The sequence below is a fragment of the Limnohabitans sp. genome (genome assembly GCF_017848645.1).
Taxonomy (GTDB): Bacteria; Pseudomonadota; Gammaproteobacteria; order Burkholderiales; family Burkholderiaceae_C; genus Limnohabitans_A.
Map to the genome: position 1 here is coordinate 1 of NZ_JAFEIF010000031.1, position 14,038 is coordinate 14,038.

14 protein-coding genes are annotated in these 14,038 nt (G+C 62.4%); 10 read left to right on the forward strand and 4 right to left on the reverse strand.

The window, feature by feature from the left end; translation table 11 throughout:
- Positions 1 to 356: 356 nt before the first annotated feature.
- Both QZ190_RS07425 and QZ190_RS07430 read left to right on the forward strand, forming a co-directional pair.
- Positions 357 to 620 carry a type II toxin-antitoxin system CcdA family antitoxin gene (locus tag QZ190_RS07425; RefSeq protein ID WP_291915142.1) on the forward strand — a complete coding sequence of 88 codons (264 nt, stop codon included), beginning with the start codon at positions 357 to 359 and terminating at the stop codon, positions 618 to 620.
- A complete protein-coding gene (locus QZ190_RS07430; RefSeq protein WP_291915143.1) occupies positions 620 to 937 on the forward strand; it encodes a CcdB family protein in 318 nt (105 codons plus the stop codon). The genes QZ190_RS07425 and QZ190_RS07430 overlap by 1 nt, the downstream gene beginning before the upstream one ends.
- 93 nt (positions 938 to 1,030) lie before the next feature.
- On the opposite strand, the gene QZ190_RS07435 is transcribed toward QZ190_RS07430, so the two are convergent.
- A complete protein-coding gene (locus QZ190_RS07435; RefSeq protein WP_291915144.1) occupies positions 1,031 to 2,041 on the reverse strand; it encodes a fumarylacetoacetate hydrolase family protein in 1,011 nt (336 codons plus the stop codon).
- Between the two features lie 125 nt (positions 2,042 to 2,166).
- Here QZ190_RS07435 and QZ190_RS07440 point away from each other — a divergent pair, with 125 nt between their 5' ends.
- The 3 genes from QZ190_RS07440 (at position 2,167) to QZ190_RS07450 (ending at position 4,940) form a co-directional block, all read left to right on the forward strand.
- On the forward strand, positions 2,167 to 2,994 hold the full coding sequence (locus QZ190_RS07440) for an IclR family transcriptional regulator (RefSeq protein ID WP_291915145.1): 828 nt from the start codon (positions 2,167 to 2,169) through the stop codon (positions 2,992 to 2,994).
- An 83-nt stretch (positions 2,995 to 3,077) separates the two neighbouring features.
- On the forward strand, positions 3,078 to 4,562 hold the full coding sequence (locus QZ190_RS07445) for a DUF3108 domain-containing protein (RefSeq protein ID WP_291915146.1): 1,485 nt from the start codon (positions 3,078 to 3,080) through the stop codon (positions 4,560 to 4,562).
- 96 nt (positions 4,563 to 4,658) lie between these two features.
- Positions 4,659 to 4,940, forward strand: a complete 282-nt coding sequence (locus tag QZ190_RS07450; RefSeq protein ID WP_291915147.1) for a DUF3567 domain-containing protein — start codon at positions 4,659 to 4,661, stop codon at positions 4,938 to 4,940.
- A 7-nt stretch (positions 4,941 to 4,947) separates the two neighbouring features.
- Here QZ190_RS07450 and QZ190_RS07455 read toward each other — a convergent pair whose 3' ends face one another.
- Together QZ190_RS07455 and QZ190_RS07460 are read right to left on the reverse strand one after the other, a co-directional pair.
- A complete protein-coding gene (locus QZ190_RS07455; protein WP_291915148.1) occupies positions 4,948 to 6,024 on the reverse strand; it encodes an AbrB family transcriptional regulator in 1,077 nt (358 codons plus the stop codon).
- 31 nt (positions 6,025 to 6,055) lie between these two features.
- Positions 6,056 to 7,369: an aminotransferase class III-fold pyridoxal phosphate-dependent enzyme gene (locus QZ190_RS07460; RefSeq protein ID WP_291915187.1), complete on the reverse strand. Its 1,314-nt coding sequence runs from the start codon at positions 7,367 to 7,369 to the stop codon at positions 6,056 to 6,058.
- Between the two features lie 301 nt (positions 7,370 to 7,670).
- On the opposite strand from QZ190_RS07460, the gene QZ190_RS07465 reads away from it, so the two are divergent.
- From QZ190_RS07465 to QZ190_RS07485, 5 genes are all read left to right on the forward strand, one after another.
- A complete protein-coding gene (locus QZ190_RS07465) occupies positions 7,671 to 8,324 on the forward strand; it encodes a rhodanese-like domain-containing protein (protein WP_291915149.1) in 654 nt (217 codons plus the stop codon).
- Between the two features lie 38 nt (positions 8,325 to 8,362).
- Positions 8,363 to 9,136, forward strand: coding sequence for a LysM peptidoglycan-binding domain-containing protein (locus QZ190_RS07470; RefSeq protein WP_291915150.1), 774 nt, complete (start codon positions 8,363 to 8,365; stop codon positions 9,134 to 9,136).
- Positions 9,137 to 9,176: 40 nt separating this feature from the next.
- Positions 9,177 to 10,037, forward strand: a complete 861-nt coding sequence (gene purU / locus QZ190_RS07475; RefSeq protein WP_291915151.1) for a formyltetrahydrofolate deformylase — start codon at positions 9,177 to 9,179, stop codon at positions 10,035 to 10,037.
- A gap of 47 nt (positions 10,038 to 10,084) precedes the next feature.
- The gene (locus QZ190_RS07480) at positions 10,085 to 10,960 is read left to right on the forward strand and encodes a LysR substrate-binding domain-containing protein (protein WP_291915152.1); all 876 of its coding nucleotides are present in this window, start codon (positions 10,085 to 10,087) and stop codon (positions 10,958 to 10,960) included.
- Between the two features lie 85 nt (positions 10,961 to 11,045).
- On the forward strand, positions 11,046 to 12,554 hold the full coding sequence (locus tag QZ190_RS07485) for an FAD-linked oxidase C-terminal domain-containing protein (RefSeq protein ID WP_291915153.1): 1,509 nt from the start codon (positions 11,046 to 11,048) through the stop codon (positions 12,552 to 12,554).
- Between the two features lie 28 nt (positions 12,555 to 12,582).
- On the opposite strand, the gene radA is transcribed toward QZ190_RS07485, so the two are convergent.
- Complete coding sequence (gene radA / locus QZ190_RS07490; RefSeq protein WP_291915154.1) at positions 12,583 to 13,968, reverse strand: DNA repair protein RadA; 1,386 nt, start codon at positions 13,966 to 13,968, stop codon at positions 12,583 to 12,585.
- Positions 13,969 to 14,038 lie beyond the last annotated feature (70 nt).

Sequence of the window (14,038 nt, forward strand, 5' to 3'; positions counted from 1 at the left end):
CGTCTGCACCAATACCCCCATCTCACACAGCGCCGTCAGCTCCCGGTACGCCGTGGCGCGTGACACGCGGCAGAGGTTCACGTATTTCTCGGTGCTGATGCCGTTGGTAAATCCTTCAGGCCCCACGTCGTAAAGCTTGTTGATTGCTTTGGTTTGTGTAGGCGTGAGCTGCAGGTGTTGCTCGCGCAGTTCGGACCAGAAGCGGGTTTTTGAAATTTGCGCTTCACCCGTGAAGCGTGAGTGGCGTTTTTACGCTTCATGCGCTTTGCAAGCCAATGCGTCGTTGTCGTCCACCCGTGCGCCCAACTAGCATGCGGGTAAGATATGCACATATTTAAATGCGCATGGAGATCGCTATGCCAGCCACCCACACAGCCCCTCGCGTGCGCACCGGCGTATCCGGCAAGCGTGCTATCAATCTGAGCCTGAGCAACGATGTGCTGGAGGCAGCAAAGCACCTCACCATCAATATTTCTCAGGTCTGCGACAGCCACCTGCGTGAAGTTGTGCGCCGCGAACAGGAGCGCAAATGGCGCGAGGATCACGCCGATTTCATCGCGGCTTACAACGCCACCATCGAGGCTGAAGGTCTGCCACTGGATGAGTGGAGAAGTTTCTGATGGCTCGCTTTGACGTTTATGCCAACCCGGGCAGCCATGCGGGCACCACCCCCTACTTGTTGGATGTGCAAAGCGACCTGCTCAATAGCTTGGACGCCAAGATGGTGATTCCTTTGCGCAGCCTCAAGCACTTCCCAAAGGTCAAGCTGCCGACTCAACTGACACCGATTTTCACCATCGAAGGTGAAGAGTATTTGCTGGAAACGCCCAAAATGGGCGCTGTGCCACAGCGGGTGCTGAAGTCTCCTGTGACCTCGCTCGCCCAGGCCCAAGACCAGATCACCGCCGCGATGGATTTTTTGTTCCACGGCTACTGATCAGCCCCATTTGACCCATTGAGTTTTCGGGGCGTTTGCCACGCCCTTCGGCCGCAGGGGCGGCCACCCACAGGGGCAGAGGGTGTGCTGGCTTCAACGCTCCAGCGGCACGATTTCCTGCTCGATCGCCCCAAACAAGCTCTCGCCGTTTTGGCCTTTCATCTCGATGCGGATCGTGTCGCCGTACTTCATGAATTCGGTGCTGGGCTTGCCGTCCAGGATGGTTTCGATGGCGCGTTTTTCGGCGATGCAGCTGTAGCCTTTGGGCCAGGTTTTTTGACCGTTGACGTCTTCACTTTTGTTGCTCACGGTACCGCTGCCCACAACCGAGCCAGCCCGCACGTTGCGGGTTTTGCAAATGTGGGCGATCAGCTGGCCGAAGTGGAAGGTCATCTCGGGGCCAGCTTCGCACATGCCCACTTTGCGGCCGTTCCAGGTGGACTGCAGCGTCAGGTGCACGCGGCCGCCTTGCCAGGCGTCGCCCAGTTCGTCGGGCGTCACGGCCACGGGGCTGAAGGCGGTGGCGGGTTTGCTCTGGAAAAAGCCAAAGCCTTTGGCCAGCTCGTTCGGGATCAGGTTGCGCAGGCTCACGTCATTGGCCAGCATGACGAGGCGCACGGCCTCGATGGCGTCGTCGGCGCTGGTCTGCATGGGCACGTCGCCGGTGATGACGGCGATCTCGGCTTCAAAGTCGATGCCAAAGGCTTCGCTGGCGCAGACCACCGGGTCGCAAGGGCCAATGAAGTCGTCGCTGCCACCCTGGTACATCAACGGGTCGGTGTAAAAGCTGCTGGGCACTTCAGAGTTGCGCGCCGCACGGACCAGCTCCACATGGTTGATGTAGGCTGAGCCGTCGGCCCACTGGTAGGCGCGGGGCAGCGGGGCCATGCATTGGGCCGGGTCGAACGGGAACGCGTGGCGGGCCTTGCCCTGGTTCAGGGTCGTGTAGAGGTCTTCCAGCTGGGGGGCCAGAAAGTTCCAGTCGTCCAGCACTTGCTGGAGTTTGCTGGCAATGCCGGTCGCATAATGTGCGGTGCTCAGGTCGCGCGAGACCACCACCAGTTGTCCGTCGCGTGAGCCGTCTTTGTAGGTCGCCAATTTCATGATGTTTGCCTGTTTGTACCGTGATTCAAAGCCGCATGCAGCGGGACCGAGCCATGCATTCAATGGCGCATCGAATTACGCATTGTTAAACTCGTTTAACTAAACGAAACCTGATTCTAGAGCATATGGCCACCGAAAGCACCTTGGACACGCCCCCTGACGGGGACAAAGCGCGCGCGGGCATCCAGTCTGTGGAAGTGGGTTTTGCCCTTCTGGACGTGCTGGCCCAGGCCCCTGGCCCCTTGATGTTGCGCGACCTGGCCAGTGCCGCCGGCATGAGCGCCGCCAAGGCACACCGCTACCTGGTGAGCTTTCAGCGCCTGAATTTGGTGGTGCAGGACGCGAACACCCGCTATGAACTTGGCCCGGCCACTTTGCGGTTGGGCCTGGCCACACTGTCCCGGCTGGACGCTGTCAAACTGGCGCGTGAGCGCTTGCCCACTTTGATGGAGCAGACCGGCCACACCCTGGCCCTGGCCGTCTGGGGCAACCGGGGCCCGACCTTGGTGCACTGGCAGGAAACGCCGCTGGCCATGCCCGTGAGTCTGCGCTTGGGCGATGTGATGCCGCTTTTGTCCTCCGCCACGGGCCGGTGTTTTGCCGCCTTCATCGGCCACGGCGGTGCTTCCGACAAGGCCCAGCCCATGATCGAGGCCGAGCTGGCCCTGGCCCGCAAACTGGGCCGCAGCGACTTGCCATCCACCCCGGCCCAGGTGCAAGCCATGCTCAGCGAGTCACGGTCGCAAGGTCTGGGCCGCGTGGTCAATGTGCTGCTGCCGGGCATTTCAGGCCTGTGCGCGCCCGTATTCGATGCGGACGGGCACCTGGTTTTGGGTGTGGTGTCGCTGGGCTCGTCGGCCACTTTGGACGCCGACTGGCAAGGCCCAGTGGCGAATGCGCTGCGCGCATTTGCTGAGCAGTTGTCGGCCGACCTGGGCTGGCGCTCGACCTGAGCGGGGCCTGTGTAAGACCCCATGCAAGTGTTCTTTCAAGGTCTCCCTCACACCCACGCACTTGACCCACACCTTGTAACAACATGAACACGGCCACTCGCCCCAAGTCGCCACCCGCTTTACAGCTGTCGGGGCAGCCAAGCACACGCAGCTTGCTGCGTTGGGGTGTGCTGGTGTTGGTGTTGCATCTGGTTGTGCTGCTGAGCCTGGCGGGCACACTGGACTGGCAACTGAGCCCCCCCCAGACTCTGCGCACGGGGCCCATGCAGACCCGAACCATCGCAGCCCCTGCGGCTGCAACAACAGCCACTGACCCCGGCAACACACCCGCAGCCCGCACGCGCATCGCCTTGGTGAAAAAGCCTGCGGTCCAACCCAAGCCCGATGCAACCCATACTGCGGCAGCCCCTAAAACGGCTCCAGCTGACAAGTCCACCCAACCGGCAACCTCGCCCGAACCAGAACAAATGTCTGCGTCAGATCTGGCCGAACCCGATCAACTGACCAGCCCAGACCTGGTCTCGGCGCAAAGCGATACCACCAAGACCAACACGGACCCCAGCGAGAAAAAGGACCTCGCTTCAGCCGCTGTCCCTCAGGCCTCTGGCATCCTTATGAACGAGGCTTCGGTGACTGTTTCACCATCCGCCACATCGACACCTGCACAAGCGGTGTTGCCAAGTCAACGCCTGCCGACAACGGGCAACGACTTCGCGCCAGCACCTGTGCCCACCAACGGACCACTCTCACCCCCAACTGCAGCACATGTGAACGTCAAGGCTGAAGCGTTTACCCCCAATGCAGAAGCCAGCACCAGCATTGCCGCCAACGCCGCTGTGGCCAAGCCTGACCCAGCCGCGCCCGATCGCATCGCCAGCGCCACCATGGCCTTACCTCAGCTGGCTTTGGCCTCCTTGCCCCCCTCGGCCTTGCTGAGCTACCGCCTCAGTGGCCAGGAAAAAGGCATCAACTACCAGGCCTCTGGCGAGCTGCGCTGGCAGCGCAACGACAGCGCTTACGCCATGAACCTGTCGGTCAAAGCTTTTTTATTGGGCTCCCGCCACTGGCGCAGCGTGGGACAGATCAGCACCACCGGGCTGGCGCCGACCCGCTTTTCGGACAGCTGGCGCAGCGAACGCGCGACCCACTTTGACCGGCCGAACCAGCGCATCGTGTTCAGCAGCAACGCGCCCACCGCACCCCTGCAGCCCGGCGCGCAAGACCAGGTCAGCCTCTATGCACAGCTGGCCGCCGTCATGGCCCAGTCTGGCCAGAGGATGCCGCCCGGCACGCGTTTACAAATCCAGACCGCCACCGTGCGCGACGCTTTGCCCTGGCTTTTGACGCTGGAAAAACTGGAGACCTTGCAAGTGGATGGAAAAAGTCTGCAAGCGGTCAAATGGGTGTGCCAGCCGCGCAACCGCTTTGATGCACAGGTCGAGTTCTGGGTATCGGCCGCACACGACTGGTTGCCTGCACGCATCCGCATCACACAAGTCAGCGGCAGCTTCATCGACCTGCAGCTGACAGGGCGAGAGGTCTTGGGCGATTTGCCACCTGTGCAATGACCCGGTCCCAGATTTCACACCGACAAAAACCACACCCACTTGAAGTTGTTACATGTGCACCCACTTGCAAGCCACAAGTTGAGGGAGAATGAACGCATGAACCTGTTGTACGAATCTGAAACCTTTGCCGTGATGCACATGCTGGCCAATGCGCCGGTGGAAACAGCGGCCCCCAGCAGCCCGCCCCAGCTGGAGCGCCATGGTTTTGAAATCGTGGACAAACGCTCGGGCAAAGAGGTGTACCTGGACGGCTCTTGGGCCGAAATGTTCCAGCAGCAAATTCAGGCCTGGCAGCAGCACACGCCCACCCAGGAAGAGGTCGAGGACACACTCGAAGGCTACACGGGCCTGGCCCAGCAGCCTGTTGTGGTGCACTGAGCAGCCCTCAGTCCTTGGACACCCGCCGCGCCACCCAGGTGAACAGCGGCCCCACGATCAGCAACACCGCCACCAAACGGCAGACCTGAAAAGCCGTGACCACCGGCACCCCCAACTGCAGCACCTTGGCCGTGATGGCCATCTCGGTGATGCCGCCGGGTGCGGTGCCCAAAATCAGCATGGCCGGGTGCAAGCCCGTACCCCACGCCAGCGCCATGCCAAACAGCACCGATGCGCCCATCATCCACACCGAACCCCAGGCCACCGAGGCCAGCCAGCGGGGTGCTGTTTTGACGAATTCGCGCCGAAACCGGATGCCCAGACTCACGCCAATGACCAACTGAGCTGCGTTGGACAGCGCGTTGGGGACAGCCGACCACTCCCACCCCGCCAAGGTCACCGCCATCGATGCCAAGAGTGAGCCCATGAACCACGGATTGGTGCGTCCCAGCTTGAGCATCACCCAGCCGCCTGCTGCTGTCACCAAGCCCAGCCACAGCAAACCCGGCCATTGCGCCAAGCGAGGGCCCGGCAACAAAGAGGCATCCACGGTCAAACCCCATTGGTGTTGTGCCCACTGCATGCCAAACGGCACGGCAATCACCACCATCACCAAGCGCATGCTGTGTGCCGCCGCGACCAGATCGGTGCGCGCCCCATAACGCTCGGCCAGCAACGTCATCTCGGACGCCCCTCCAATCGAGCCGGAAAAATACGTGGTGGCCAGCAAGGCCCGTGGCGACAAGTGCGCCAACTCCCTGCCATGCTGTCGCCGCAACCACAGGCCAAACAAGGCCCCCAGGGCCAACGCCCACAGCACGGCCAGCGCAATGGCCCACCACTGGGCCAGTACCAAGGCGCTGACTTGGGGCGTGAAATACAGACCCAGCGCGGCCCCAATCACCCACTGACCACTGTTGCGCAAAAGGTTGGCGCTGTGCGTGGGCGCGCCCGCCATGGAGGCCAGCGCCGTGATCAGCAAGGGCCCCAACATCCAGGGAATGGGAGTGCCCAACCCAACGCACAGCTCGGCCGCCAACCAGGCGACGAGCAAAGTGCCCAGGGTGCGCTGCCAGAACTTCAAGCCTGCACCCCGGCACCGATGGGCCAGCGCATCAGGCGTGACGGCGGATGCTGTCAGCGACCGTCTGCACGATCTGGTCGATGTGGGCGTCTTCCACGATGTAGGGCGGGCAAATGACGATGTTCTCGCCCGCCGGGCGCACCCACACACCTTTGTGGAAGCAGTCCATGAAGATGTCGTAAGCCCGTTTGCCGGGCGTGCCCGGGATGCTGGCCAGCTCCACCGCCCCGGCCAAGCCCAGCGTGCGGATGCCGATCACATTGGGCAGACCCTTCAAGGCGCTGTGCATCGCGTCGCCCAGCACACGGCCCTGTTGCCCCGCGCGGGCAAACAGGTTTTCTTCCTTCATCAAATCGAGCGTGGCAATGGCAGCCGCGCAAGCCACCGGGTGGCCAGAGTAGGTGTAGCCGTGGAAGAACTCGATGGCATGCTGCGGCGAATTGGCGTTCATCATCGCGTCGTAGATGAAGTCGCGGCAAATCACGCCGCCCAGCGGGATCACGCCGTTCGTCACCGCCTTGGCGAAGTTCAGCATGTCGGGCACCACGCCGTAGTAGTCAGCGCCAAAGTTCACGCCCAGACGGCCAAAACCGGTGATGACCTCGTCAAAAATCAGCAAGATGCCGTGCTTGTCGCAAATCTCGCGCAGGCGCTTGACATAACCCTTGGGCGGGATGTACCAGCCCGCGCTGCCCGCAATGGGCTCGACGATCACGGCGGCAATGTTGCTCGGGTCGTGCAGCACCAGGATGCGGTTTTCCAGCTCCAGCAGCGGGTCTTCGGCCCACACGGGTTCTTCGTGGTGGATGTAGGCGTGGTTCACCGGGTCGTGAATGAAGCGCATGTGGTCAACCCGGGGCAGCAGTTGCGCACCGAATGCCTTGCGGTTGGCCGGCAGTCCGCCCACACTCATGCCGCCAAAGTTGACGCCGTGATAACCCTTTTCGCGGCCAATGAACACTGTGCGGTGGCCTTCGCCCCGGGCGCGGTGGTAGGCCAGCGCCACTTTCAGAGCCGTGTCAGCCGCTTCAGAGCCCGAATTGCAAAACAACACCTTGTTCAAGTCACCCGGCGCCATGTCGGCAATCATCTGCGCCGCCTTGAAAGCCTTGTCGTTGCTGGCCTGAAAGGCCGTGGCGTAGTCCAGCGTATCCAGTTGCTTTTTGATGGCTTCGTTGATCGGGCGGCGGTTGTGGCCGGCGCCCACGCACCACAGGCTGGAGATACCGTCGATCACCTTCTTGCCGTCGTGTGTGGTGAAGTGCATGCCTTCTGCACCCACGAACACGCGGGGGTCTTGCTTGAAAGTGCGGTTGGGCGTGAAAGGCAACCACTGGTTGTCCATGGGAATCTGGGTGGGGTTCACGGTCGGTCTCCTTGAGTCTTGGTTTAAGCCCTCCAGTTTATAGGAGCACCCGCCTGACTTAGTGCGCTTTCTTGACAGCGCTGCCCAATCGGGTGACCCCAAGTTGGCCACGCAGCGCTTGTCTTGCAGGGCCCACCTGGCATCTGCAAGCGGGCATCTTGGGGATGGCGTATACCGATTTGTTTTTTTTGGCGATTTGAATGCACCAATGTGTCTATGGACTGTGCACAAAGTCTTTTCAGAATAAAAAGAATTCTTTTTTACTACTTAAGGAGGGCTCATGCTCAAGTGGTCACGGATGGGGTTTGCCATGCTTTTTGTGGCGTGGACCGGCGCGGGGCTGGGAGCGCAAGAGCTCAAAGTCAAGATCACCCCCACCCTGAGCGCGGTGGACGTGGTGCATGGGGGGCAAAAGGTTCGGATCCAACGCATCCAGGACACAGGCAACAAGATCATTGACGACTTTGCCAAAACCTCGCGCCCTTGCCCGGAGTTTTGCATCCATGCCATGGTGGTGGCCCCGGGCGTGGAAACCCTGGGCGAGCTGGAATTGCTCGACTTCATGACCCGCCAGGTGCCGAGTGGTCAAGGCCTGGTCATCGATGCCCGGCTGGCCGACTTCCACAAAATCGAAACCATCCCCACTTCCATCAACATCCCGTTCACGGTCATCAAGGCGGAAAACCCGCACATCGGCCAGATCCTGACCGCTTTGGGCGCAGAAATGGGCCCCAACAAACGCTGGAACTACCAGAAAGCCAAGTCGCTGGCCCTGTGGTGCAACGGCCCCTGGTGCGACCAGTCCTCGCGCGCGATCCAGGCCCTGCTCAGCCTGGGCTACCCCCCCGCCAAGCTCAAGTACTACCGGGGTGGCATGCAGATGTGGAAGCTCATGGGGCTGACCACTGTGGTGCCTGCAGCACCACGCTCCTGAGCCGCGCACACCGATCACCGCTTTATTGGAGGTTCCACATGACCAGCATTCCTGACGTCGTCATCAAAAACGGGCGCATCGTCACCGCCAACACCGCACAACACACCCGGGTCTACGCTGGCGTGGCCATTGTGGCCACTTTGGTGGCCACAGGCTTGGGTGGCTACATCATGGGCCAGTCGAGCGCCAAGCAGCCGCCTGCTGCCTCAGCCGCGCAGGTGCCAGACGCGCCCGCTGGCGTTGGGGCAACGCCCGCCACTTCGACCAGCACGCCCTCCAGCACATCTGCCCTCAGCGAGCCCCCCGAGTCCACGCAGTCGCTGCAAGCGGCCGTGTCGGCGTCGCTCAAAGACGTGACCCCCAACTCGGACAACGAAAAGAAATTTGTACAGGCACAACAAGACTACCTGCGGCAAAACCGGGAAACGCCCGAGCAAGTCAAAGCCCGGCTGGACCGTCTGGCCGCCGACCCCCAGGCGCTGGATGCACACAACCGCTCGGTCATGAACCGCGTCACCGCCAGCGCCAACCCCGCACCGCCCAACGATTTGGTGAAAGCGGTTCAGGCTTCACAACGCGTCCTGCAGGCCCCGCCCCAAGATGCGATGACCGGCGCCCTCAAGGCCGAAGCGGCCGTGCGCGAAGCCGAAGGCAAAACCTATGTGGTGCGCCCGGGCGACACGCTGTGGGCCATTGCCCAGCGGATGTACGGCGACCCCTACCAATACAAACGCCTGTTTGACGCCAACCCCCGTGTGTTGGCCGCACCAGAGCACATCTTCCCCGGACAAGTGCTGCGCGTGCCAACCTGAGGCCCGGGAATGTGGGCTGGATGGGCGACAATCCCACCCCATGAATCCACTTGCCACGTCCACCTACATCCTGACCCTGTCTTGCCCCGACCGCACCGGCATCGTGCATGCCGTCTCGGGCTTCTTGCTCGAGCGCGGGGGCAACATCGAAGAAGCGGCCCAATACAACGACCACGACACGGGTTTGTTTTTCATGCGCGTGCAGTTCGCTTGTGAACAAGCCGATGGCCCGACGCTGGAAGCGCAATGGGGCGAATTTGCCCAGACTTTCGGCATGAAATGGGACCTGCACGCCACCGCCCAGCCCATGCGCACCGTGATCATGGTCAGCAAGGAGGGCCACTGCCTGAACGACCTGCTGTTTCGCTGGAAGAGTGGCTTGCTGCCGCTCGATATCCGCGCCATCGTGAGCAACCACCGCGAGTTCTACCAACTGGCCGCCAGCTACAACGTGCCCTTTCACCACATCCCGGTGACCGCTGCCACCAAACAACAGGCCGAAGCCAAGCAGTACGAGATCATCCAGGCCGAAGGCGCCGAGCTGGTGGTGCTGGCGCGTTACATGCAAATCCTGAGCGATGACCTGTGCCGCAAGCTGGCCGGTCGGGCCATCAACATCCACCACAGCTTTTTGCCCAGCTTCAAAGGGGCCAAGCCTTACTACCAGGCACACGACCGGGGCGTGAAGCTGATCGGTGCCACCGCCCACTATGTCACCGCCGATCTGGACGAAGGCCCGATCATCGAACAAGATGTGGCCCGTGTGGACCACAGCAAAACCGTGGAAGACCTCACGGCCCAAGGCCGCGACACCGAAAGCCAGGTGCTGGCCCGCGCCGTGAAGTGGCACAGCGAGCACCGCGTGCTGATCAACGGCCACAAAACTGTGATCTTTAAATAAATGTTTTTGCGGGACAGATCTTCAGCTCTGGCCCGAACTGATTCACCATGTCCGCCACCTCACGCATACCGCCCATCCAGTGTCTTTTGACCTTTGAGGCGCTGGCACGATTGCGCAGCGTGACCCAAGCGGCCGAAGAGCTGTGCGTGACGCCCAGCGCCGTGAGCCACCGCGTCAAGCAGCTCGAGCAAATCATCGGCACCAAGCTGTTTGGCCGGGCCGATTTTTCGCTCACCACCGAAGGCAATGAATACCTGGCCCATGTGCGCGAGGGCCTGGTGTCGCTGCAGCGCTTTCCCAGCGCCAGCAACACACCTGGGCGTCGCAAACTGCGCCTGGCGGTCACACCCACCTTTGCACGCTCGGTGCTGATGCCGCGCCTCAAGCACTTTTTAGATGCTTATCCTGAAATCGACATCACGCTGCAAGTGAGCATTCCCCTGCTCGACGTGGTGGCCGAAGACGCCGATTTGACGGTGCGTTTTGGCACGGGACGCTATTCGGACGTGGAGCACATTTGTCTGGCCAAGGACGATGTGACGCCCCTGGCATCGCCCGCCTGGTTGCGTGAAAACGGCCCCTTTGCCAGCGTGGAAGATCTGCAGCGCGTGCCCTTGTTGCGCAGCCCGCTGGAGCCCTGGCGCACCTGGTTTGCGGCGCACGATCTGGACTGGCCAGAGCCCTTGGACGGCTCGTCCTTCAATGACATCGGCCTGATGTGCGACGCCGCAGCCCAAGGCCTGGGCGTGGGCCTGATCCGTACCAAACTGGGCGCGCCTTGGGTGGAAAGCGGCCAGTTGGTGCGCCTGTTCGAGCGCAGCGTGCCCAGCCCACATGCCCACTACCTGTGCTGGCGCACCGGCACCATGGAACGCTGGGAATGCGCCACCTTTGCCGACTGGCTGAAAAAAGCGCTGGCTTGATTTCACAAGCCCTTCAAAGAATATTCAGCCCAAGGGCTTGCGCTTGGGCGTACATTCAGGCCTTCATTTCAAGGTTTTGCACGCCATGAGCGCCCACACCCCCGACGAAACACAGCAACTGACCGCCACCGAACGTGCCGAGCGCCAACGCGCTGTGGTGCAGGCCTTGGGCCGGGTGTTGCCCGCCGACGCGATTTTGTACACGCCTGAAGACACCACGCCTTACGAGTGCGACGGCCTGACCGCCTACCGCGAGCGGCCTTTGGTGGTGGCGCTCCCCGAGACCGAAGCGCAGGTGCAGGCCGTGCTCAAAGCCTGCCACGCCCTGGCGGTGCCTGTGGTGGCACGCGGCGCGGGCACGGGTCTGTCGGGCGGCGCCATGCCGCACCGCATGGGCGTGACGCTGTCCATGGCCCGCTTCAACCAGATCAAAACCGTGGACCCCGTGAGCCGCACGGCGGTGGTGCAATGCGGTGTGCGCAACCTGGCCATCAGCGAAGCGGCAGCGCCTTATGGGCTGTATTACGCACCCGATCCGTCCAGCCAGATCGCCTGCACGATTGGCGGCAACGTGGCTGAAAACTCGGGCGGCGTGCACTGCCTCAAATACGGCCTCACCGTGCACAACGTGCTCAAGGTGAAGGGCTTCACCATCGAAGGTGACCCGATTGAATTTGGCAGCGACGCGCTCGACACCTCGGGCTACGACCTGCTGGCCGTGCTGGTGGGCAGCGAAGGCATGCTGGCCGTGACGACCGAAGTCACCGTCAAGCTGGTGCCCAAACCGCAACTGGCCCGCTGCATCATGGCCAGCTTTGACGATGTGCGCAAAGCCGGTGACGCGGTGGCCGCTGTCATTGCGGCGGGCATCATCCCGGCCGGGCTGGAGATGATGGACGGCCCCATGACGATTGCCGTGGAAGACTTTGTTCATGCGGGCTACGACCTGAGCGCAGCGGCGATTTTGCTCTGCGAGAGCGATGGCACGCCCGAAGAGGTGGAAGAAGAAATCGGCCGCATGAGCGCGGTGCTGCGCGGCTGCGGCGCCACGGCCATTTCGGTCAGCCGCGACGAAGCCCAGCGCCTCAAATTCTGGAGCGGCCGCAAAAACGCCTTCCCCGCCTCGGGCCGCATCAGCCCCGACTACATGTGCATGGACTCGACCATCCCGCGCAAGCGCCTGGCCGACATCCTGCAAGCCATCTCGGAGATGGAAGAAAAATACGCTTTGCGCTGCCTGAACGTGTTCCATGCGGGCGACGGCAACCTGCATCCGCTGATCCTGTTCGACGCGAACGATGCCGACCAGCTGCGCCGCTGCGAGCTGTTTGGTGCCGACATCCTGGAAACCAGCGTGGCCATGGGCGGCACCGTCACGGGTGAGCACGGCGTGGGCATCGAGAAAGTGAACAGCATGTGCGTGCAGTTCAGCCCGGAAGAAAACGAGCAGATGTTCGCCGTCAAACGCGCCTTTGACCCGCAAGGCCTGCTCAACCCCGGCAAGGTGATTCCGACACTGAACCGCTGCGCCGAGTACGGCCGCATGCTGGTGCGTGCGGGGGCCATCAAGCACCCGGAGCTGGAACGATTCTGAGGTCTGGGCGGGGGCTGCGGGGCCGCCCTCAGTCCAGCCCGCGCACCACCTGCATGGCTTCTTCGATGCGCTCGACCGGGTAAATCTTCAGGCCTTCAAAAGCCTTGTCGTTCTTCTTGGGGGCGTTGGCCTTGGGCACCACCGCCACCTTGAAGCCGAGTTTGGCGGCTTCTTTCAGGCGGTCTTGTCCACGCGGCGCAGGGCGCACTTCTCCGGCCAAACCCACCTCGCCAAAAGCAATGAAACCCTTGGGCAAAGCTTTGCCGCGCAGGCTGCTGGTGATCGCCAGCATCACCGCCAAGTCGGCTGCAGGTTCACTGATGCGCACGCCGCCCACCGCGTTCACAAACACGTCCTGGTCCATGCAGGCCACACCCGCATGGCGGTGCAGCACCGCCAGCAGCATGGCCAGGCGGTCGCGGTCCAGGCCCACGCTCAAGCGCCGGGGCGACGGGCCGCCGCTGTCTACCAGAGCTTGAATCTCGACCAGCAAAGGCCGTGTCCCTTCGAGCGTGACCATCACGCAGCTGCCGGGCACGGGCTCGGCGTGTTGGCTCAAGAAAATGGCGCTGGGGTTGCTCACGCCCTTGAGGCCTTTTTCGGTCATGGCAAACACGCCAATTTCGTTCACCGCGCCAAAGCGGTTCTTGATGGCACGGATGAGGCGGAAGTTCGAATGCGTGTCGCCTTCAAAGTACAGCACCGTGTCCACCATGTGCTCCAGCACGCGAGGGCCAGCGAGCGCGCCTTCTTTGGTGACATGGCCGACCAGCACGATGGTGGTGCCGGTCGATTTGGCGGTGCGCGTGAGGTGCGCCGCGCATTCGCGCACCTGCGCCACCGAGCCGGGGGCGCTGGTGAGTTGGTCCGAATACACCGTCTGGATCGAATCGATGATGGCGATGCCCGGCTGGCGCGACTGCAGCGTGTGCAAAATCTTCTCGAGCTGGATTTCGGGCAGCACAGGCACTTGCGAGTCGGGCAGGCCCAGGCGGCGCGAGCGCATGGCCACCTGCGCGCCGCTTTCTTCGCCCGTCACATACAAGGTGTTCATGCCACTGCGCTGCAGCGCGTCCACCGCTTGCAAGAGCAAGGTGGATTTGCCAATGCCCGGGTCGCCGCCGATCAGCACCACCCCGCCTTCAACCATGCCGCCGCCCAGCACCCGGTCGAGCTCGTCGATACCAGTAGGGTGGCGCTCAAAGTCGGCCGCTTCGATCTGGGCCAGTGGCAGCACCTCGGACGTGGGGGCCAACGAGGCGTGTACCGAGCCAAAGCGGTTTTTGCCTGCAGCGGGCTCGCTCGAACCCTCGATCAAGGTGTTCCAGGCGTTGCAGCTGGGGCATTTGCCCATCCAGCGGGCGCTGGTGCCGCCGCATTCGGTGCAGGTGAATATCGATTTGTCTTTGGCCATGGGGGGTGATTGTGCCTTTGGGCGGGGGCGTGTGTCGGACGCATGCCGCAGGTGCGTCAGACCTGAAAGC

Coding starts and splice junctions, on each gene's coding strand:
- QZ190_RS07425 (WP_291915142.1), top strand. CDS start 357: ATGCCAGCCACCCACACAGCCCCTCGCGTGCGCACCGGCGTATCCGGC.
- QZ190_RS07430 (WP_291915143.1), top strand. CDS start 620: ATGGCTCGCTTTGACGTTTATGCCAACCCGGGCAGCCATGCGGGCACC.
- QZ190_RS07435 (WP_291915144.1), bottom strand. CDS start 2,041: ATGAAATTGGCGACCTACAAAGACGGCTCACGCGACGGACAACTGGTG.
- QZ190_RS07440 (WP_291915145.1), top strand. CDS start 2,167: ATGGCCACCGAAAGCACCTTGGACACGCCCCCTGACGGGGACAAAGCG.
- QZ190_RS07445 (WP_291915146.1), top strand. CDS start 3,078: ATGAACACGGCCACTCGCCCCAAGTCGCCACCCGCTTTACAGCTGTCG.
- QZ190_RS07450 (WP_291915147.1), top strand. CDS start 4,659: ATGAACCTGTTGTACGAATCTGAAACCTTTGCCGTGATGCACATGCTG.
- QZ190_RS07460 (WP_291915187.1), bottom strand. CDS start 7,369: ATGGACAACCAGTGGTTGCCTTTCACGCCCAACCGCACTTTCAAGCAA.
- QZ190_RS07465 (WP_291915149.1), top strand. CDS start 7,671: ATGCTCAAGTGGTCACGGATGGGGTTTGCCATGCTTTTTGTGGCGTGG.
- QZ190_RS07470 (WP_291915150.1), top strand. CDS start 8,363: ATGACCAGCATTCCTGACGTCGTCATCAAAAACGGGCGCATCGTCACC.
- purU (WP_291915151.1), top strand. CDS start 9,177: ATGAATCCACTTGCCACGTCCACCTACATCCTGACCCTGTCTTGCCCC.
- QZ190_RS07480 (WP_291915152.1), top strand. CDS start 10,085: ATGTCCGCCACCTCACGCATACCGCCCATCCAGTGTCTTTTGACCTTT.
- QZ190_RS07485 (WP_291915153.1), top strand. CDS start 11,046: ATGAGCGCCCACACCCCCGACGAAACACAGCAACTGACCGCCACCGAA.
- radA (WP_291915154.1), bottom strand. CDS start 13,968: ATGGCCAAAGACAAATCGATATTCACCTGCACCGAATGCGGCGGCACC.